At 34.9% G+C, this 21825-nt stretch carries 17 protein-coding genes; 6 read left to right on the forward strand and 11 right to left on the reverse strand.

Features of this window, described 5'->3' with window-relative positions:
• Positions 1–13 precede the first annotated feature (13 nt).
• The 3 genes from AACL18_RS05135 to AACL18_RS05145 form a co-directional block, all read right to left on the reverse strand.
• Complete coding sequence (locus tag AACL18_RS05135; protein WP_339049731.1) at positions 14–856, reverse strand: hypothetical protein; 843 nt, start codon at positions 854–856, stop codon at positions 14–16.
• 94 nt (positions 857–950) lie between these two features.
• Positions 951–1616 (reverse strand): endonuclease, encoded by a 666-nt coding sequence (locus AACL18_RS05140; RefSeq protein ID WP_339049732.1) that lies wholly within the window; start codon positions 1614–1616, stop codon positions 951–953.
• Positions 1617–1694: 78 nt separating this feature from the next.
• Entirely contained in the window at positions 1695–5192 is a 3498-nt protein-coding gene (locus AACL18_RS05145; protein ID WP_339049733.1) for a hypothetical protein, read from the reverse strand.
• 560 nt (positions 5193–5752) lie between these two features.
• On the opposite strand from AACL18_RS05145, the gene AACL18_RS05150 reads away from it, so the two are divergent.
• Positions 5753–8914: a hypothetical protein gene (locus AACL18_RS05150; protein ID WP_339049734.1), complete on the forward strand. Its 3162-nt coding sequence runs from the start codon at positions 5753–5755 to the stop codon at positions 8912–8914.
• A 51-nt stretch (positions 8915–8965) separates the two neighbouring features.
• Here AACL18_RS05150 and AACL18_RS05155 read toward each other — a convergent pair whose 3' ends face one another.
• The 5 genes from AACL18_RS05155 to AACL18_RS05175 form a co-directional block, all read right to left on the reverse strand.
• Positions 8966–10291, reverse strand: coding sequence for a flavohemoglobin expression-modulating QEGLA motif protein (locus AACL18_RS05155; protein ID WP_339049736.1), 1326 nt, complete (start codon positions 10289–10291; stop codon positions 8966–8968).
• Between the two features lie 114 nt (positions 10292–10405).
• Positions 10406–11449, reverse strand: coding sequence for a hypothetical protein (locus tag AACL18_RS05160; RefSeq protein WP_339049738.1), 1044 nt, complete (start codon positions 11447–11449; stop codon positions 10406–10408).
• A 145-nt stretch (positions 11450–11594) separates the two neighbouring features.
• Positions 11595–12542 carry a ferrochelatase gene (hemH, locus tag AACL18_RS05165; protein ID WP_339049739.1) on the reverse strand — a complete coding sequence of 316 codons (948 nt, stop codon included), beginning with the start codon at positions 12540–12542 and terminating at the stop codon, positions 11595–11597.
• On the reverse strand, positions 12539–13312 hold the full coding sequence (locus tag AACL18_RS05170) for an ABC transporter permease (RefSeq protein WP_339049740.1): 774 nt from the start codon (positions 13310–13312) through the stop codon (positions 12539–12541). Before AACL18_RS05170 ends, hemH begins: the two co-directional genes overlap by 4 nt.
• Before the next feature lie 67 nt (positions 13313–13379).
• Entirely contained in the window at positions 13380–14300 is a 921-nt protein-coding gene (locus AACL18_RS05175; RefSeq protein WP_339049741.1) for an ABC transporter ATP-binding protein, read from the reverse strand.
• 54 nt (positions 14301–14354) lie between these two features.
• Between AACL18_RS05175 and AACL18_RS05180 the strand changes: the two genes are divergently transcribed.
• Together AACL18_RS05180 and zapE are read left to right on the forward strand one after the other, a co-directional pair.
• Positions 14355–15008, forward strand: coding sequence for an alpha/beta hydrolase (locus AACL18_RS05180; protein WP_339049742.1), 654 nt, complete (start codon positions 14355–14357; stop codon positions 15006–15008).
• Complete coding sequence (zapE, locus tag AACL18_RS05185; protein WP_339049744.1) at positions 15005–16024, forward strand: cell division protein ZapE; 1020 nt, start codon at positions 15005–15007, stop codon at positions 16022–16024. Before AACL18_RS05180 ends, zapE begins: the two co-directional genes overlap by 4 nt.
• Positions 16025–16202: 178 nt before the next feature.
• Here zapE and AACL18_RS05190 read toward each other — a convergent pair whose 3' ends face one another.
• The 3 genes from AACL18_RS05190 to AACL18_RS05200 form a co-directional block, all read right to left on the reverse strand.
• A complete protein-coding gene (locus tag AACL18_RS05190; protein ID WP_339049746.1) occupies positions 16203–16592 on the reverse strand; it encodes an HU family DNA-binding protein in 390 nt (129 codons plus the stop codon).
• A gap of 132 nt (positions 16593–16724) precedes the next feature.
• Positions 16725–17528, reverse strand: a complete 804-nt coding sequence (locus tag AACL18_RS05195; protein ID WP_339049747.1) for an RMD1 family protein — start codon at positions 17526–17528, stop codon at positions 16725–16727.
• A gap of 93 nt (positions 17529–17621) precedes the next feature.
• Entirely contained in the window at positions 17622–18614 is a 993-nt protein-coding gene (locus AACL18_RS05200; protein ID WP_339049749.1) for a L,D-transpeptidase family protein, read from the reverse strand.
• A 194-nt stretch (positions 18615–18808) separates the two neighbouring features.
• Here AACL18_RS05200 and rodA point away from each other — a divergent pair, with 194 nt between their 5' ends.
• Genes rodA through AACL18_RS05215 form a run of 3 tightly spaced genes read left to right on the forward strand, consistent with a single transcriptional unit; the run spans position 18809 to position 21825 of the window.
• Entirely contained in the window at positions 18809–19930 is a 1122-nt protein-coding gene (gene rodA / locus AACL18_RS05205) for a rod shape-determining protein RodA (RefSeq protein WP_339049751.1), read from the forward strand.
• A 10-nt stretch (positions 19931–19940) separates the two neighbouring features.
• The gene (gene mltB, locus AACL18_RS05210) at positions 19941–20957 is read left to right on the forward strand and encodes a lytic murein transglycosylase B (RefSeq protein WP_339049752.1); all 1017 of its coding nucleotides are present in this window, start codon (positions 19941–19943) and stop codon (positions 20955–20957) included.
• Positions 20941–21825: a septal ring lytic transglycosylase RlpA family protein gene (locus AACL18_RS05215; RefSeq protein ID WP_339049753.1), complete on the forward strand. Its 885-nt coding sequence runs from the start codon at positions 20941–20943 to the stop codon at positions 21823–21825. The genes mltB and AACL18_RS05215 overlap by 17 nt, the downstream gene beginning before the upstream one ends.

Consider the following 21825-nt stretch of genomic DNA (forward strand, 5'->3'; position numbering starts at 1 on the left):
GGGATGTTGATTTTTAATTCAAACGGGAACAGGGTGCAATCGGTAATTCTTCTTGAACTTTCTTTAATTCTCCTTCTTGAACTTTCTTAAATAAACTTGGATTAGATTGATTCACATAAACTGGCTCGCTGCGCATTATAGAATAAACATTTTCATGGAAACAATCTGAATGAGAAATTTCAGTATGGAATAACTCATCTAAATCCTGCAAAATTATTGATACCATTTTTTCAAATAAGATCTCCAAATTAGCAGGTGATTTCACTCCATTCATTGGTAGATAGTTTGAGTTTTCTGGTTGTACGTAGGTTAAAGAATTAAAAGCAAATCTAGCTAAAATATATCTACAATCATTTTTATTTCCTAAGGATGTCTTAATGGCGTCCTTAATACTTTCAAATATAGGTTTTGCACTAATTTCTTTTAATACTAGTTTATAACTTAGTGCTAAATTATCCCAAATTTTTATTGGAGATTCTGTTGACTCATGATTTTGATCGACATTCAAAAACAATTCACTAATGGTAGCATAGTCAGGATCAGATGAGTCTGTATTTAAATCATTTTTTTCCGAAATTTCATTGTAGATCGCTTGAATGTTGGTTGGTACTTTAGGTAAATCTCTTTGTAGTAATCTTTCATTATTTTCTCTTTGAAGATTATGCTTTGCTACTTCACAAGTTTCGGGTTTGGATGGTAATTTTTTACTACTTTTTCTTCGTCGTAATGTCCAGCCAAAAAAATTCTTATTATCATTCTCAGCAGCTTTTTTACTGTTAATCTCTCCACTAACTTGCGTGTCTTGCTGCTCTCTTGCCACATAAGTTCCGTTACCCATATTAATTTCATTGTTCATATATTTAACCTAAAAAATGTAGTCTATGTATGTTAAATACTGAAAATTAAACCTTTATTAACAGAAAAAAATTTATTTTTTTGTCAAAGCAAATTTAGTTACGTAAATTTGTATTACACATTAGTTGAAATTGACAAGCATGACAAATCGGCTTAGTTTTGCGACAATGCTGTTTAGCATGTAGGACGATTAAGGCATGATATTGTTTATAGAGATCGACACTTCGCGGTAGTTGCGTTTCAAATAGCTGGCGGCAGTATTCATACTTCTCCTGACCTTGTATCAAATCTAAGCGTTGCAATAAACGTCGCGTGTAGGCATCGATCACGAACACCGGCCGATTGAAGGCATACAGTAGGATATCATCGGCGGTTTCGGGACCTATACCCTTTACCCTGAGTAATTGTTCACGCAGCTGCCTGGTGCTTGATTTATCTAAGCCCGCGTAAGCACCCTGTGCTAAATACCAATGACAATAATTTTGCACGCGCTGTGTCTTAATCCGAAAATAACCACTTGGCTTTAAACAGATTGCTAAATCGCTACTGGATAAACCTAGGATTGCTTCGGCGGTTAAAGGTATTTGTTGTTTTAAAAGCAGCAAAGCTTTCTCAACATTCGACCAATGGGTATTTTGCGTGAGTATCGCGCCCAGCATGACCTCGAAAGGGCCGTCTGCCGGCCACCATTGCTGGCGGCCGTACATATTTAACAGACCTTCATAGATGCTGAGCAGGTTTTGTTGCGTAACCGATGTCATTGGAAAAATCGTTTATTCTAACGCTATCGTCCAAAATAAGCGATATTATCCCAAAGAATCGTTTTTTATGAAAAAAACCTAACTTCTTACTGTTCTAGAAATTGCGTAATTGGAATTTTTGCCATTAGTTTCATTGTTTGGAGGTGAAATAAAAAAGCTAGAAAAAGTATTTGCCGTCGGATGAGCTAGGTTGTTTTCCTGTTGATTAGAGTTGCCCGTAGACAGTAAAGGCTGCTGTTCTGCAATCAGAGGAATAGGACGCATAGCTCTTAACTCAACCAATATAAAATTCATGCGCTTAACTAAGGTTTTAAGGTTTAAAATATTTAATTTTTTCAATATATCTTCTAAAGATGTTATAAGTTTTACAAACATTTCTATATAATCAGAATTATGGTTATTCTGTGTTTGGTGCATATCAATTAAATCGTTGAAATGCTGATTAATAAGAGGAAATTTTTCTTGCATAAGGATATAAGCATCATTAGAAACTTTATGTTTAATATCTGCCTCTAAAGTTTTCATTTCTGTCTCAAGGCTTATTAATTTTTCAAGCTCAGAATCAGAAATAGAGTCTTTCTTCAGGTTTAGATTTAAATGCTTATCTTTTGCTTTTTTTCTAATACAATTCCAAACAAAACTACCTCCTGTAATAAGACAGATTATTGCTACAATTCCCCCCCCCACTAATAACCAAGTAACATAACTATCATCGTTATTTTTTTCATCACAAGCATCCCCATTCACATGGGTTAATTCACGCGACTTTGCTACTAAGTCACTCAACATTATATTAGCAGTAGTTATGACGTAGGATACCCCTAAAATTGAAGTTACATTTTTTAAAGCTTGACTTTCAGGTTGGAATCTTTGTGTTAAAAATTTACTTCTCGGTAACAATAGAGCAAAGTCTTCTAAACTTAAAGGCAAACAAGGATCCTCATTAGGATTGATATTTCTAATCGATCGATTAGAAATTACGTGAATCTCAACATTCACTATTCCAGCCAATACTATTTTATGATCAACTAATCCATTTTTAACTACAATCTTTTTAATAATATCGAGTTCTAAAGCGCTTATAAGCCAGTCGAGGTCGTCCGGTGACAGTACTTGGGGATTTCCTTGAAGATCATAACGTTTAATACTATCCTCAGATAATTCAAAGACAGTATCTGGAAACGTAATTTTTACACTCCCGTATTTTTTAATAAACCGCTTTAATCCTTTAGTGTTATTTAAACTTTGGCGATAAATATTAGAGATTTTATCATCGGGATTAGATTCGCCTACAGAATGAGATGTCTTAGCTACCATTTCATCTGAAGCTAACGATTGGTTTTCAATATAGTTTTTACACGTTGACTCTGTAATAGATTGAGATATCAAAATTTTATCTAAAACAACACTGCTCACTTGACCTTCTTGAGCAAAAGATTTTCTTAAGGGTTTACTTAACTTAAAGTTTTTTTCTAAAACAAACAATTTAAGTGCTAAGTTTAAGTCTTGAATCGATTCAGGAGAGGGTTCAACACCATTGATTTTAATTTCCAATAGTCTTCTGGCAATTAATTGTTCTCCACTATGATCCACGAGATCCTCAATGATCCTATTTTTGTCTTTGATTAGTTTAAGAGTAATGAGTTGCTGATCTAACATATATATTTCGAAAGTCGACTTTAACCAATTATAATCACTGATAGACATCGATTGGGTGGTTTTTTGGTAAGTAATATCATGACGACTTATATTATTATGGGTTAATTTAAAAACCGTATCATTGAATATAAATTCAACTGAGTATTTCTTGAGTAAATTATGTAGGCTTGGATTATTTTTTAAATCCTCTTTATATAGACTTTGAATGTCATTTTCTGAAGCGCTCCAAGAGTGCTGATTTTCATCCAAATCAGAACAATCTTTAATTTGTTTATCTACCCATTTTTTGAAATCTGGTTCATAGGTTTGCAATTCAGACTTAATAAATAAATTAACTTCATTAATAGAGTCTCCATTTTGTGCCTTTTTCATTATTTGGTCTAACAAATTCGAATTCCTAGCCAATAAAAAACGAAATAAAGCACTACCAAAATAATATAAGTCTCCACCACTCGCATAACTCATATTAATAATATGCTCTATCCTAGGTAGTTTATTTTTGGATTTTTTAATGTAATCTGCTTCTTCTTTAAAACAATTTTCATTACCTAAAGCATTGGCTGATCCTTCTATCATCCACGAAGGCAGACAATGTAGTCCCTGTTCTCCCAGCAACGCATAAAAAAGGGTGTGTTGAATTTCATGACCTAAATTGCGAAAATTTCCCCCTTCTTTAGAGATTCGATTACGAGTATCACCTATTTGTTGGTAAATAAATGTTTCGTGCCATTGTTCAATATTAGATAAAGGTCTATAACTAATCATGGGACGGTCATTTTCAGAAGGTACACGTACATGAGCATAACCTCCTCCTGCCGTATTAACCCCCCATAAAGGTCCATACTTAACATACTCATCGTTGTTTTTAAAAATATACAATCTAAAGATTTGATTCTTAAGGGGTTTCTTAAAATTAAGATGTAAATTAGTTTTCAACTTCTCGACTCGCGCATAAGTCTCTTTAATAGCTTCATTAATGTTAGTTTTTTCATCATCAGTCAGTTGTTGTTGAAAAGAAACATTAACCGTAAATGCACCGCTTTGATAATTATAGTTATTAGGAAATACCTGTTGCTTGGCTACGATTTCATATAAATCTATAAACAAGTTTTTTTCACTATCCGCTAAGTTTTCTACATACTCGATATAGGCACATTCCTTAACTTCATTGACCGTTAAAGAAAAACAACTATTCTCAGTTAATTTCATTATTTTAGAAATATAGTTCTTAGTAGTTTGGTCCACTATTTCATAAATTTTTTTATTATCCTTAAAATTGATACGTAAAATACGATATGTACCTAAAACCGTTCGAAAAGAAAAGATAGAGTCGGAATTCCAACGACGAATTTCATTATTCATCTTGTGTAGAGTATCAAAGTATGTTTCAAAATTTGAATAATTTATATCTTTTTCTATATAATTGTAAAAATTAACATTCAGCACCCAAAATAAATTAGTAAAATGCCAATCGAGTCGATCGATGGCTTTATCTAACACAATGTTAGAGTTTGCTATTTTATCAGCATACCGAGTGATCAATTTTAAAACGCGCGGCGCTTCCTTTTTGTGATCAACTCTTAAAAAGACATTAAAACGATCATAGAGCATTTTAAGATCTTCAATGTTAGTTAAAACATAGCTATCTATCATTAACTCATCTGTAGCTAATGCAAATAATATATTTTTTTCATTGTCGCTTAAATTTTGTAATGAATCCGATAAAAATGCTGCTTCTAAAAATCTAAAAAAGAGAATTCGACTGTTTTTGTTTGAGGAGTGAGTCGATTGCGAATATTGAACTATCAATAGCCCTAATTTATCAAAAAATTGGTACCACTCTGCTTTGACAGTTTTTAACAAAATATCGATTGTTTTTTCTTGGTTAAATTTTCTATTCTTTCTTAAAATAGGCATTAAATCCCCACAACATTTTTTTAATTTAGTAAAATACTCACTATCATGCTCATGATCGGCGAATAATTTTCTAGGGATTCCTTGTTTAACTACCTCATTTCTAAATACAAACTATTAACCTTGTTAACCCTGCTAAATAAATCATTTTTAAGTCACGATCAGGCACATAAAGTGTTGCCAGCATAGGTAGCAAAACTTAAGGATTTCTTAAGATACACTATGCATTAAAAAAATTGATAACGAGTTTAATTTTGATAAGAATTTAATATTAGATTACTATTTATAAATTTATTTGCCAGGAAAATTGCCCGTAACCGCAATATGGCGGCATATGGACTCTGCAACGACAGAATTAAACCATTATTCGTCATAATGTTGATTGTTTACTCGCGAGAATTCAATTCAATTTACTTAATTTCTATAAATTCTTTCTAAATCAAAATTATTGATTGAAATTTTTAATATTTATATAAAAATTAAATCGATTTTTTAGTTAAGGATCTCTTAAGCTTCGCCACCTACGATGAAGATCATTTTTTTAAATTTTCATAGGTGTTTTAATGCCAATTATTTCTAATCAAAATCCATTATTAGAAACTATTCATAACGATATACTTAAGGGACTAGTTACTGATCAAACCTTAACTACTTTTAAGAGTTTTTTAAAGTTCTTTAATCCCTTACCTTGTGATACAAAACTTGTCACTACAGAGTCTATGCCATGTATTGCTGGTGCAGATCATATAATGGAAAAAGTATCGTCGTATAAAAATTTAGTTAAGGATGATTCTTTTAAAAATGGCTTAAACTATTTAACATCTTTTATTGATCAGCATACTTCAGATATAGAATCAACCGATATAGAAAACTTATTACAAATTTGTGATAATTTTTTTAAAATTCCTTTTAACAATTTGGATTTAACTCCTTCACAAATAAATAATATAACCCAAGCCTTTTTTGATTTTTTTGCGAGTATCACCAATTTGCGCGAAACTATTTTTATTAATTCAAATAATGACAAACCCAAGATTATTGAGTTAATAAGCTTATCTCTAGCATATTTTATTCGTTTAAATAAGCTTAATGGCAAAGTTAGTCCAGGTGAACCAAGAGTGACTTACATGATTTATTCGCCATTGATAAGTTATCTTGAAGGCCTAGGTAATTTAACCTTACACTTCAGGCAACAACATGATGGAGCTGATTTAGGTCCATTTGAAAATAACGCAGTCAGACTTATTAATTCAATGACTAATTTGACAAGCGATCAATTAAGTAATGCCAGATATGCGTTTCTTAGTAAATATCATACTGAGCCTGATTTATTAAATGAATGTAAACGCTTGTTTAATACAACTAACTGCGATCCTTATCAATTTACTAATCAATACAAATTGATTAGCCTAGGAAGAACAGTTAGGAATCCTAATGCAGCGGAACCTATAGCACAAAAATTATTGTTTGGCTCAAATTATGACATAAAATTACGTTTAAAAACATTATGTACAACGATAGATAAAAATAACGCATTAGCTAATTTTTTAGACTACTTTAAAACCACAGTTAAGGAATCCAATAAAAATGAACAAGTTTTATCGGTTAATTTTGTAAAAAATTTATCTTCCCTTTCTTTCCATTTAACCGATGTGTTTAAGGAAACTAAACCTAAATCTAGAATTTACGATAGCTTATACTCCTTAGTATTAACCCTATTAAAAAATCCATCAATAGGCAATCATTATTCCGATGTTTTGCAAGCGATAAGGGCATGTACAGAACAAATGCTTGTTAGATTAGCAGATCAAACAGACCTCAAGTTAAAACAACCTCAAATGGCCATTGAAACTTCAATGAACATTCTTGCAGATATATTCCATCAAACAATGGATATCGCTGCTGTTACAGCGTTTGATAAAAAAGACATTGGAGAAATGATTAAGAAACTTAGCATAGCTTGCCTAAAAATTGATACCTGTAATTCCTTTTCTGCATTAAATCAATTTAGTAAAACTTTAGGCAGTATGGTCCGTAGCTTATCTAAGAGAAATAAAACTGAAACCGATAGCAACGCTGCTCAAGTAATCGAAACAACTGCTCGACAAATTATTCAAAATGCAAACAATACAATTTCAGAACAGCACATACTAAATTTGCGATGGTTCTACCTAAAAGGACGTTATGACACCAAGGCAATTCAAAATTGCCCAAAAGTATTTAATTCTATCGATTGTAATGAGGTAATTTCTGCTAATAAAACAATAATACAGGACGAAATTCCCACGACAATAATTCCTGAAACAACCACGCCAATTGTTATTCAAGCTATGAATACGACCAAATTACCTAGTTATTCTAATACTACTAACTTTAACCGGACCGATGCTGTAAAAGAATCTAATAACAACAATTCAATCAATTCAACATTATCTAATTCTGGTCTAAGCTTAGGAACTTCAGCTGCACATGGTGCAGGATCGGGTATGTTAAATGCTATCATTCAATACTTTGCTGCCAAACATTCTCGGCGGGGCGAACAAACATCAGCAACGAAAGCAGTGATTATCTCTAGCAGTCTATTGGCTCATGCGGCATTTGCTGCAACGTTTCCATTGATGCTATACAAGATACAAGAGCATATAAATCAAGGCAATGAAGACGAAGCGCAACAGCTATGGGACAACTTGCTATTACAAGCACTGCCAACTTTTATTAGCAGTGTCGGTTTAAGTATGGGTTTGCAAATATTTTATGTATGCACGCAATTAATACCCAACCACGCCCGAGCAATTGCACGAAATACGGTGCCTCTCTTGGGGACGGCAGTCAATCTGTTCAAAAATCCTGTCGCCACCGGTGTGCAAATGGCTACATCTATTGCAATTTCTTCTTTAACTTATGGTTTATTTAATCGGATTTCTCCAGTAAATAATACTAATTTTATCGATGTAGAAAAGTCTGCTACGGAAAATAGAACCTTTGAAATGGAACCCTTAAAAGAAGAAAAAGAAAGTGATACTAACAATGCTATTAACGAAATCGAACAAAATTTAACCCCCGAAGAAATTTTTTTCCAAAAAAATAAATTTATTTCATTACCAAATCTAGATAAAATGGCTAGATATTTAAAAGATATCATTGATGACACCCAAGCTTTTTCAGATATGCAAAATTTGCAATCTTCCAAAGAATTGCTTCAAACTCGTTTAAGAGCATTAAACAGTCTTCATGCAGGATTAATATCTAAAGACTTTATCAAATTATCTAAAGATAAAACTCCTGAAAACGTTGAAATTCAATTTAAGTCTAATTGCGAAAGCTTAAAATTCTTAATTGAAAGTATAAATAAAGAGCTGCAAACTAACTATTTCTTCAGTGAAGATAGAAATTTGAAAGCCGATTTAAATAAAATTGAGGGGTTAAACTCTAAAGACCATACCTTTGAGTTTAAAACTAAATTAGGGAAAATAAGAGATAACATTGGATTTATAGACACTATAATCAAGGCAGCTTTTTCACGTAATGAGAGTGATTTTAAAAAAAAACCGCAAGATAATCGTAGAAATACTGTATGTTTTTCTAGTGAAAATGATAAAGCTAGATATTCTATTGCCTCATCTTCCGATGAGTCTTCTAAATCAGACGGATATGGTAATACAAAATTTAATGATTCAAATATACTCGAAGTACAAAGTTTATTACCAACTAGACTTAATCGTTAATAAATAAACAAAAAAGCCTGCAGAAGCAGGCTTTTTTTCGTCTGTTGTAACTTAGCCTTGCAAAATATTCCGATAATCTACTGCTAATTTTTTCAAATCCAGTTGATTAAAAAATAGTGAATAACACATCCAACAGCTTAATGCAGCTAAATCACGAAATTGATGCGGTATATGATAAGGTTTGACGAGTAATCCTTCTTCAAACAAATGTGCTAATAAACGTTGATCTTCCAAACTGGTTTTACCGACAAATAATAAGTCAATTCTATCCACTAAACCTTGTTCTACCGCTAAGCGTAGATAATTATAGATTAAAATAAAGCCTTTGCTGTAAACCAAATCTTTAGTAAATGGACCCAATGCCGGTAAGCTACCGCGAAAGATTCGCACACTACTTTTATAACTTTCTTCCGGTGTATGTGCTTGCTCCAGAAAAAAATTAAATACTTGCAAGAAATCAGCGCCCTCTTCGGCCATGGCAATACCGGTGACGCGATCGGTCAATTTTTTAATGCGCATTGGCGAAGAAACAAAATGAAATAACTCCATAATAATCGCCAAACCTTCTTGATTAGCAATGGCTGAAGGTGGCCCTTTTCCCAAAAAGGTACAAATGGGTTGATGCATGCCATTAAGTGTGGTGCCCATATGCACCCAACCCTCATGCACTTCTAAAATACGTAAATCACGTTCGCTAAATAAAGCATCTTGTCGAATCTTAATCGTCTCAGCACCGGCAGCTGCATCCGCTACTATCCCATCACTAATGATCACCCATTTTTTCATTTTAGGCTTTTGCAGTTTAGTCTTAGTAGATTTATGCTGTTTAAAATAAATGGATAAACGTTGATTCAATATCTCTGCCGCTTGTTGACTATCATAGCGTTTCTCATCCAATTCATTGAACGTTTTATCCTTAATATTCATTAATGCTTGTGAAACACTCGGCACTAAATCTTTTAAACGCGGCGCATTTACGTAAAAGGCATCATCGGCACTACCATAAAGCTCTTGTGATAAAGCACTAAACTCTGGCGTGCCGCGTGCAGCTAAGAGATTCAAAACATCCTGATATTCTCGACACATACGCAACATTATGTTACCAATGCTGCTGATTTGTCCGACTTCACGATTAATATCGCGCTCGAGCGCTTGAAATTCTTCACGTTTTTTATGAATATTAAAGGCTAACTTATTTTTCAGATAATATTCAGCATTTACTTTAGGTAATTGTTTGCATTTTTTTTTAAAAAAATCGACTTGTATTTCCGGCCCCCATTTAATACTGTCTAAAATCTTTATCGCTTCTTGTGCTTGCACGATACGATCCGAGAGTTCTCGTAATCGTGCGCGATAAGCTTTTTCATAACTCTTCATGCATCCCTACTCCATTCCTGTATCTTTAGACGATCCACTCTTAAACGTTTAGCTGAAATTGGCGGCACATTCAATAAATTGCAAGAAAAATTATCAAAAAGAAAATTTTAGAATTTATACCGGTTCGTTAGAAGTTTCAGGTGTCATAGTCAGCATAGGTACATTGTCATTGTCATTATTTTCTTCAGAAGCGAATCCGTTACTTTTAAATAATTTTTTATACAGCGCATATCCAAAAAAACCCAGTGCGAATAATCCACTTAAAATACCTGCAGATATGATGATATTCCTAGCGGATAATCTCGACATTTCATTAGGCTGATCAGCAAGAGGCGTAAAAGGAGATGTTGAGAAAAAAGAATTATTTCCTATCAGATAAGGTGTTGCTGAGGAAGGTAGATTTTTCATGTCTGTTATATCGAAGTTATTCGACACAGTAGATATACCCATTGGTTGATTATAGGGTGTGTTCAAAGAATCTTGTGCCATTATTTGATCTTTCTGCAGTGCTGAGATAAGTTTTATTTTTATCTGTTGTAGTTCTTTTATTAGGTTTTTTTCCAAAATTTTTAATTTATGGTTAATTTTTCCTCTTAATTTTTTTTCAATTTTATAAATTTCTGGACCTTTAAGATCGTTTAAGTTTATTGGATAAGATTCGAGTTGTTCAAGAAGTGGAATGAGAATAAGATTTTTGTAATCTTTTAGACTGCAAATAGTTTCTTTAAATTCGCCAATATTAGCTTTTAGCTCTCTAATATTTATAATAAATGGCTTTGATTGTCCAAGAATATTCTTTATTTCATCTAAAAAAAGTTTAGAACCAAAAATATTATCTTCAAAATTGGGGTAATCAAAATTAATTTTTTTTAAATGTTCCAAAAATTCTAATGAAGTAATGAAATTAAACCCATGATGCTTACTACCACGAATAATGTAGTTATCTTCTGTAAGTCTTAAAAAAGCGGCTATCGCGTCAAAAAATGCAAACAAATTTGCAATTTTTGTATGAAATAAATTAACGTCATGTAAAGCAAAATTAGCTGCGTCTTTATAGTTATCTTTTAAATTTATTAGATGATAGTCTCTAATTTGTTCAAATTTATCTATAAAATCATATACGCTATTACATTTTTTAGAACAATCTCCTGAATCCATTATTCCTCCATTTATTATTAATTTAGCGGGAGGTTTGTAGTGTGCCTCTATTTAAAAGCTAAAATTTATTTAATATGTTTCTACATTATATAATCTCTTCACTCCCAGCAATAGTTTATCGACAAATTTAAGGTAACTAAATCACTTATTGTACCAAACTCGTCAGCAGTTGCACCTGGTCTGCTGAATCATTCAACGCTGGGATATAATTAAAATTTTCACCACCCGCTTTTAAAAACAGTTCTCGATAACGTTTAGAAATCTCTTCTAAGGTCTCTAAACAATCGACAACAAATCCTGGACAGATTATGGTGACATTTTTTATGCCTTGTGCCGGCAGTTGTTGTAATACCACTTCGCAATACGGCTGTAACCACTGCGCTTTGCCGAAACGTGATTGAAACACCAGCTGATATTCATCAGCAGATAACCGTAAACATTCTGCGATTAAACCTACTGTAGTAACACATTGTTGTTGGTAAGGATCGCCTAATTCAATACAACGTTGGGGTAAGCCATGAAAAGAAAATAATAAGTAGCTATTTTTTGCCTGTTCTGCGCGAAATTGTTTAATTCTATGAGTAATTGCTTGAATATACAGTGGATGATCAAAATAGGATGCTATAAAACGCAGATTAGGAATAAGACGCGATTGCTGCAATAATTGACTAATTTTATCAAAACAACTGGCAGTAGTCGCAGCAGAATATTGTGGATACAAGGGTAAAATAACGATGGAAGATACACCCGCTGCTAATAATTCCTGCAGTCCAGCTTCTAAATTGGGTTTACCATAGCGCATAGCAAGCACAACTTTGAATTGATCAGCTAAACTGATTTGTAATTTTTTGGCTAAACGTTGTGTATAAACCGTTAACGGTGAACCTTCATCCATCCAAATACTTTGATAAAGTTTTGCTGAGCGTCGCGCACGTATCGGTAGGATAACGAACTTTAACAAGGGTTGCCATAAACAAGCCGGTAATTCCACCACGCGTTTATCACTTAAAAATTCCGCTAAATAATCGCGTACTGCTTTTGGCGTCGATGCCGAGGGTGTCCCTAAATTAATCAATAATACACCGGGTTTCACGTGCGGATGCCTTTACCGCGATGCAGTAAATACAGATTGATCAAAAATAAAATCACACAGCTGAAAAATATGATGGTTAACGCCCAAACGACTGGAATATCACTAATACCTAATAAGCTATAACGAAAACTATTTACTATATATAAAATCGGGTTAAATAAGGATATGTGGCGCCAAAAGCTGGGTAATAAATCAATGGAATAGAATATTCCACCCAGATAAGTCAAGGGCGTTAACACAAACGTCGGAACTATCGAAACGTCATCAAAGGTCTTAGCAAATAACGCATTAGTAAAACCTGCGAGCGAAAATAAAATCGTCGTCATCGGCACGATGATCAGCAATACAAAAATATTAAAAACATGTAATTGTGTAAAAAATAAAGCTAAAATGGTAACTAATAGACCCACCAATAAACCGCGAGCAACACCGCCGGCGACAAATCCAGCTAACAGTAAATAGTTTGGCAACGGTGCAACGATAAGCTCTTCGATACTGCGTTGAAAACGCATACCGAAAAAAGAAGTCACCACATTAGTATACGCTGCAGTAATCACTGACATCATGATTAAGCCGGGCGCAATGTATTGCATATAGCTATAACCTTCGATATTGCCTAAACGTTGACCAATCAAATTACCAAAGATTAAAAAATAAAGTGTCATCGTCACCAAAGGTGGTAATAAGGTTTGCACCCAAATACGCAAAAAACGTTTTATTTCTTTGCGTAACAAACTAATAAATGCGATCCAGTAGACTTTTGCTTGCATAGTCATTAATCTTTTAACACTCTCTGGTACATAGCTTGGCTTTGTTTAAATTTTTTATTTTACTCATCTACTCTTTATTTTTATTCGCAGCAATTAAATTTAAAAATAGTTCTTCTAAACGATTGGCTTTATTGCGTAAACTGGTTACTTCAATATGATGGCCTTCTAAAAAACCAAATAAATTATTGAGCGATTGTTCTTTAGCAACATCCACTTCTAAAGTTACATTATCTAATAAACGCATCGCAAACTGCGATTGGGGTAAATCTATCAGCGGTTTTTTTAAATCAAACACAAAGGTTTCCATATTTAAAGTCGCTAATAGATGTTTCATGCTGGTATTTTCAATTATGCTACCTTTATCAATAATAGCAATATTCTTGCACAGATATTCTGCTTCTTCTAAATAATGTGTCGTTAAAATGATGGTAATACCTTGTTGATTAATGCTACGCAAAAATTCCCACATCGAACGCCGTATTTCGATGTCTACACCTGCCGTAGGCTCATCTAATATGAGTAGTTTTGGTTGATGTACTAAGGCGCGCGCTATCATCAAGCGACGTTTCATACCCCCCGAGAGTTGCATAGAAATTTGATCGCGTTTATCCCAAAGATCGAGTTTTTTTAAATAGATTTCTGCACGTTGTTTCGCCAAGCGTCTTGGTACACCATAATAACCCGCTTGATAAACAATAACGTCTATCACTTTTTCAAAGATGCTAAAATTAAGTTCTTGTGGCACGATGCCAATACAGGATTTAGCCGCTTCTAATTCACTATCAATACTATGCCCAAAGACTTTCACTGATCCGGCAGTTTTATTGACCAGCGAAGCAATAATACCAATCGTAGTTGATTTTCCAGCGCCATTGGGTCCCAATAAAGCAAAAAAATCACCTTTATCAACATTCAGATCAATATTTTTAAGGGCGATAACACCATTTTTATAGATTTTACTCAGGCCTTGGATATTCAATGCTTGCATAAGTTTAATGGCACTTTAAAATGAATAGGCTTAAACCAAAGAGTATAACATGACATGACTATACCATTCCCTACTGATCGACTCGCTAAGTTATTGTTATCAGGGCCTACAGGGCAGCTTGAAGTAATGACTAGTTCACCCGAAACTCCACGCAACCCACCTACCATTGCGGTTATTTGCCACCCACATCCTTTGTTTGGCGGAACCATGCACAATAAGGTTATCTACACCTTGGCACGTTGTTTCAACAGCATGGAACTTGCTACGGTACGTTTCAATTTCCGTGGCGTCGGCCTCAGCCAGGGTGAATATGCTAATGGCATCGGTGAAACCGATGATTTATTAGCGATACTTGCATGGTTAAAAACCAGCTGTCCTGAATCAGCAATTTGGCTGGCGGGGTTTTCTTTTGGTGCTTATGTAGCAGCTCGCGCTGCAAAAGTTTGGCCTGCAAAACAATTAATTTGTGTTGCACCTCCTATTGAAAACTTTCCTTTTAAAGAACTTCCACCCTTTTCTTGCCCCTGGATATTGGTACAAGGCGATGAAGATGAGGTGGTATCTGCTGCAGCGGTATTTTCCTGGGTGGATTCCTTAAAACATCCTCCAGAAGTCATTAAAATTCATGGGGCAAGCCATTTTTTTCATGGCAAGCTCATTGAGTTACGCGATTGCTTAACAACAACACTTAACAAGTCAATTAAATGACTCCATTAGCTGCTTATAGACAACAAGTATTACGCCAAGCTTTACAGACCGATGCTCAACAAGCTTTAGCGATGCAACAATTTCAAGCGGTGTATGATGAACTAATCAAACCCCGTTGGTTTAGAAAAAAATCTATGCAAGGATTATATGTATGGGGGGCTGTCGGTCGAGGCAAAACCTATTTAATGGATTTATTTTACAATCATTTACCGGTTACTAAATCGCGTTATCACTTCCACCAATTTATGCATCACGTGCACGCAGAACTGGCTCAGCTACAAGGACAATCGAATCCATTGCTGCGAATTGCTAAACGTCTACGTAAAGAAGTCGATGTTATTTGCTTAGATGAATTCTTAGTGCATGAAATTGGCGATGCCATGTTACTCGCACAATTATTAGAAGCCTTATTTGCAGAAGGGATTGTGTTAGTCACAACCGCAAATACACCTCCCGAAGATTTATATGCTAACGGCTTGCAACGCGGACTATTCTTACCGGCAATAAGCTTAATTAAACAACATTTACGCATTTTTCATTTAGATAGTACGATTGATTATCGGCGTCAGCATTTAATCAACGAAGAAAATGAGTTAGTTTGCGTAATAAGTCTTGTACAAATACAAGCTTTATTCGATAGATTAAGCAAAAACCAAAAAGTTTCTTATCAAGCATTGACCATTAATGACCGCAAGATTTCACATTTAGGCTGCACTGAACACGTAGTATGGTTTGATTTTAGTTCAATTTGTTCGATACCACGCAGTCAATTGGATTATTTAGTTATTGCGCAGCGTTTTTCGACCATTTTAATCAGCGATATCAAACCTATCGGCGAATATGAAGATAATCTAGCTAGATTATTTATCCATTTAATTGATATTCTTTATGATGCAAACAACCATGTTATTCTCACATCAACACAGCCTATCCAGGATATTTATCCTAAAGGTCGATTAAGTGTTGAGTTTGAGCGTACTAAAAGCCGCTTAGCTACTTTTAAAAAAAATGGCTAAGTCATTAACGGTTTTATAATGCAATACTCACAGCAATTGGATTTTTGACAAGTGCCGTGACTATTTAATCTACATCGACATAACATAAAAATTGCGAATTGAACGGCAACACAGACAAAAATTCAAGTGCGAGAATATTAAAAAAGGCGCTAACAGCGCCTTTTTTTTGTAAACAAATCTATACAGCAGCTTTAAGTTTTTTTAATGGTTTTATTTTTACCACTTTTCGTGCAGGTTTTGCTTTGAAAGTCGTGGCTTCACCTGTAAACGGATTGATCCCTTTACGTGCTTTAGTCGCTGATTTTTTTACCACAGTAATTTTATACATACCTGGGTGCGCAAAAGCACAACCGGCTTTTACATGCGCATGCATAATCGCCTGTAAGGTTTCTAAAACCCCAGCAACTTGTTTCTTAGATAATTCTGTATTTTCTACTAAGCACTGAAGCAATTCAGTTTTAGTAAAAGACTTTTTCACCGCAGCTAGTTTTTTACTAGCCGATGTTACTTTAGTTTTTTTACGTGTTTTAGCCACTGGAGACTTTTTTTTAGCTAATTTTTTAGCCATGGTTCATATTCCTCTAAATTATATAAGGAGTAAACAGAAGGTTAGGATTCTATAAAATAGCATATTTCTAGTTTTTTGCTAGAGGTCCTTATAAATATTTTATGCTTATTTTTTATTTGTAAGAAAGTGTCTTTATAAATGTTGTAGAATTTGCACAACTATTTCGATAAAAATTAATAAAATGATCACAAATTCTAAAATACTCGAATAACGATGTTGTAGCTGACTATTTAACATCTCTAAAATTTCATGCGCTACATCAAGTTTATGATTCAAAGCGGCTACTCTTTTTGGAATATCTAAAAACTTTTCAGTCATTTCATAATAAGATTCAAGATTCGAATAGCGCCAAAAGTACTCAGGAACATCTAAATATTCACTACTGAGATTAACCGAGCTTCGTGTCAAGAAAATCTCACCAATACGTTTAGAAATTTCCGAGCGAGATAGCGAAATTTTACCAAAGCGTGCTAATTCTCTAGGAAAATGACTATTCGCAAGCACGGTTTTATTCACCGATTCTTCATACGATTCTAGTTTTATCGATTGTGCTAAACCATAAGAAATAGCGAGCTTGATTTGCACATTATCTGATTCGTCACTTTCTAAAGTGATCACATCGACATTAAAGCGTTGATGAGGAAAAAGTCGGGTTTCTTTATCAAGATAATAAATGAAGCGATCCATTTCAATTTTTTCTAAAGGGTCTATAGAAAAAGGTTTAATCTCATCGATTATTTTTTTCTCTTGTTGTTTACTGAGATTCCAGGTTACAAAACAACCATGATTAAAGAAAAAAAGATCGATAGGTTTATCTTGTTTAGTGACATACAGTACATTCCGGAATAATTTAGCAATATAACGCTTAGTACGAAAAAATTCCGCAAGTAGACTTAATTTATAATTAGCTGCTGTACAAAAAGAAACGCAACGCATAAATGTTCACTGTCGTATAATAGATTTGCTACCCATGATCTTTACTCTTCGCGGCATTTGCCAAAAACCTAATTGCTGCGTGCATCAAAAAAATCAAGTCGATTTCTTGTTTTTTCGATGAGTATGTGACGCAATACGTCTAGATGTCTCAGGATACCCGACTACTTGCGGTATACCATTTTCTCGTAAACTAATAAGCTCAACGGATTGCCACTGAATTTTAGCAGTTTTTGAAGTATTTGCTTGAAGAAATTTTTCCATCATTGAACGATTAAATAATGACTGTTTTTGCAATGGTACGTGTGCCTCCAAAAAAAGTCTATGTTTTTCCCAACCAAATTTATAAGGTAAATCAATGATAGTTACTTTTTCTTTACGCGTCACTTCTGCAAATAAACTTTCTATATCTTCTGGAAAAAGTCGAATACATCCTGCGCTACTCCGTCGTCCGACACCTTGCGAGTCATTCGTACCGTGAATTAAGTAAGTGGCCTGTTTAAGCCGCATAGCATATCCACCCAATGGATTATCAGGACCGGGTGGAACTTTTACCGGTAAATGCACACCATCTTTCGCTCGATCTTTGCGGATTGACTCCGGTACTGTCCAGATGGGATTACGCATTTTTTCGGCAATCCATGAAGGCCCTAAAGGCGTATCCCACCCTTCTCGACCTATTCCTACAGGATAAGTTATCACTACATGACGATGTGGTGGAAAATAATAAATACGTAATTCGGCTAAATTAATGATTAAACCATGCCGTTTAGGTGGCAAAATAAAGCGGCTAGGAATTACGATAATGCTTCCAGGTTGCGGGTGGTCTGGATTTATCATTGGATTGGCTTCTACCAACTCAAAATAACCCATATCATAACGTCGACCAATTTTATTAAACGTATCACCGGGTAATGCTTGCGTCCATTGCACATGGCCTACGATATCATCTCCGTGCGCAGGTAACACAAACGTTAATGCAAAAGCGGGTGTAACAACACTCCAATAGAAAAAAACCCCCATTGCCAAATATATTGCTCGTTTTTTAAAACTTTCAATCATTGCAATAGAAAAGGATAGTATCGACATAATTACCAATAAAAAAACAACTTTTCTTAAAATTGGGTATTGTACATCGAATGCGTAATTACGCAACCGCAGTACCTTGCCAAGAACCTGCTTGTAAGTATACCTACATAAGTCATTTTTTTTATCAGTAGTTTAGCGTAAGTCAGGAGATTTTATTCTATACTACTGCTATTTACTTTTACTAGGCCGAGATTATGCTCGCGATTAGCAGACAACGCCGACGGTTTTCATTACAAAAAATACAGCAATTTTTTCGAGTCGATAAACCTTTATTAATAGGTTTACTTAGTTTGGTCTGTATAGGTTTAATTATACTGTACAGTGCAAGCAATCAAAGCTTAGTCATCATTAGTAAACAAGCCTTGCGGATGTTGATTGCTTTTACGGTGATGTTAATGCTGGCGCAAATCTCACCTTCTGTTTATCGTGCCTGGGCGCCTTGGATATTTATTTTTAGTTTTACTTTGCTCCTTGCGGTATTAATTTTAGGTGTTGTCGGTAAAGGAGCACAGCGATGGTTAAATCTAGGACTGTTAAAATTTCAACCTTCCGAACTCATGAAATTATCAGTACCGATGATGTTAGCCTGGTATTTACATGATAAATCTTTACCCCCTTCCTTGTTCAATTTATTCGTCGTACTGGTTATAGTCGCTGTCCCAACGTTATTAGTTATTAAACAACCTGACTTAGGGACAGCTTTATTAATTGTTGCTTCAGGTATTAGTGTTGTTTTACTCGCCGGTGTCAGTGGTCGTTGGGTATTGCTCGGTGGTTTATTAATGTTGATTATCGCCCCTGTAGGTTGGCATTTTATGCACGAATATCAGAAATTGCGGGTTCTGACCTTCTTAAATCCAGAAAGAGATCCACTGGGTGCCGGTTATCATATTATTCAATCCAAAATTGCTATTGGTGCGGGTGGATTTTTTGGTAAAGGTTGGTTGCATGGCACACAATCGCATTTACAATTTCTACCTGAACATACGACAGATTTTATCTTTGCAGTTTGCGGTGAAGAATTTGGTCTACTCGGCGGTATCCTGCTAGTGAGTCTTTATTTATGGATTGCTGCACGCGGGCTTTACATCAGTATGAAAGCACAAGACACTTTTTCGCGTTTACTGGGTGGAGGATTAAGTTTGAGTTTTTTTATTGCCGCTTTTGTGAACATCGGTATGGTCAGTGGGTTATTACCTGTAGTAGGTATACCATTACCCTTGATTAGTTATGGTGGAACATCATTAATTACTTTAATCGCAGGTTTTGGTATTCTAATGTCTATCCAAACGCATAGAAAATTAGTCGGTAACTAAGGAAAGCAACATGATGAAGAACAAAACCTTTGCAGGTAGCTTATTCGCATTGCTGTTATTAATTACACTTTGCCTGACTTCTTGTACTGCCTATGCGAATAAACCCGAAGTACGTTTATTTATTGATAAGATGGTAGAAAAATATCATTTCGATCGTAAACAACTACAACAACTTTTTAATACAGTTAAATCCAACCGCTCAATTATTAGTTCTTTTACTACAGCTAAAGAACGTTTAACCTGGTCAGAATATCAGCCTATTTTTGTTACCACGAAAAGAGCGCAGATGGGCGTACAATTTTGGGACGCACATGCTAAAACATTAGCTGAAGCTGAAAAACGCTATGGAGTTCCTGCTTCGATTATCGTTGCTATTTTAGGTGTTGAAACCCGCTATGGTGAAATTACCGGTAAATATCGTGTGATTGATTCTTTAAGTGCCTTAAGTTTCAATCATTCGCGACGATCGGATTTTTTTAAACACGAACTGGAAAACTTTTTGTTACTTAGTCGAGAAAATCCTGCTATAAATCCGAAAGTCACAAAGGGTTCTTATGCTGGAGCTATCGGAAAAGTACAATTTATGCCTAGCAATTACCGTCACCTCTCGGTAGACGCAACGCATAAAGGTTATAGTGATCTTATCAATAACTCCGATGACGCTATTCTCAGTATTGCCAATTATTTGCACTCGTTCGGCTGGGCTGAATCTGGCCCAGTGGCTATACCCGCACGTTTTTCACCCCAAGCACTACTACGCTTACCTAAATCACAAGCATGCTTCACCGTAAAAGATTTTGCAAAATATCACATTTATCCTAAAACAAAGGTTCCTTCGCAATTAAAGACCTTCCTGATTGATTTACCAACCCAGCAGGGTGATGAATATTGGTTTGGATTTAATGACTTCCAAACTATTAAACACTATAATTCCAGTTCACTTTACGCAATGGCAGTTTTTCAATTAAGTGAATTAATCCAGCATCTCCACCAACAAGAGCATCAACCTCATGTCAATAAAAAATAATGCCGAGCAAGGAAGCTTATTTTTTAAAATTATTTCTGGATTTACTGTATATCTTCTTACTTTATGTTTAGGAGCCTGTTCCTCCACCTCTAGTAGCAGCAATTATCGTTATCATCTGCAACAAGATAAAGCCCCCCGTTTTAGAATTAACGCGAATCGAATTCCTAATGCCGTACCTAGAGCAGAACCTTTAAGTAAACACGGCAATCCCAAATCGTATGTAGTTTTTGGGCGTCGCTATTATGTCATGAAAAGCGCTAAGGGCTATCATGCCCGAGGTATCGCTTCCTGGTATGGCATGAAATTTCACGATTTTAAAACCTCAAATGGTGAAATTTATAACGTCGCTGGCATGACTGCAGCGCATAAAACACTGCCATTACCTACCTATTTACAAGTAACTAATTTACGTAATGGAAAAAAAATTATCGTTAAAGTCAATGACCGAGGTCCTTTTGTTAATAATCGTCTCATCGATCTCTCTTATGCCGCTGCAAAAAAACTGGATATGACTGGTATGGGTACAGCACCGGTTTCGATTGTTGCGATTACACCCGGCATTACCCGTTTAGCTGCTAATAATACTTCCATACGCAGAGAGAGTTATGACGGTTATCATCATACCAAAAAAAAACACTCCCCTTATATTCAATTGGGATTATTTAAACAACATACATCTGCACAAAAGCTTGCATCAATGGTTAAGCAATGGACTCGTTCCGCAGTCAATGTAAAAACTACTTCAATACATAAAAGGGATTATTATCAGGTGGTCGTTGGACCTTTACCTAATAGCAAAAGTTCACAACAACTCTCACATAGACTGCAATTGGCTGGATTGAATCATCGATGTGTGTATAAAAGCTAA

The organism is Rickettsiella endosymbiont of Xylota segnis (assembly GCF_964019545.1).
In the GTDB taxonomy this organism is placed as follows: domain Bacteria; phylum Pseudomonadota; class Gammaproteobacteria; order Diplorickettsiales; family Diplorickettsiaceae; genus Aquirickettsiella.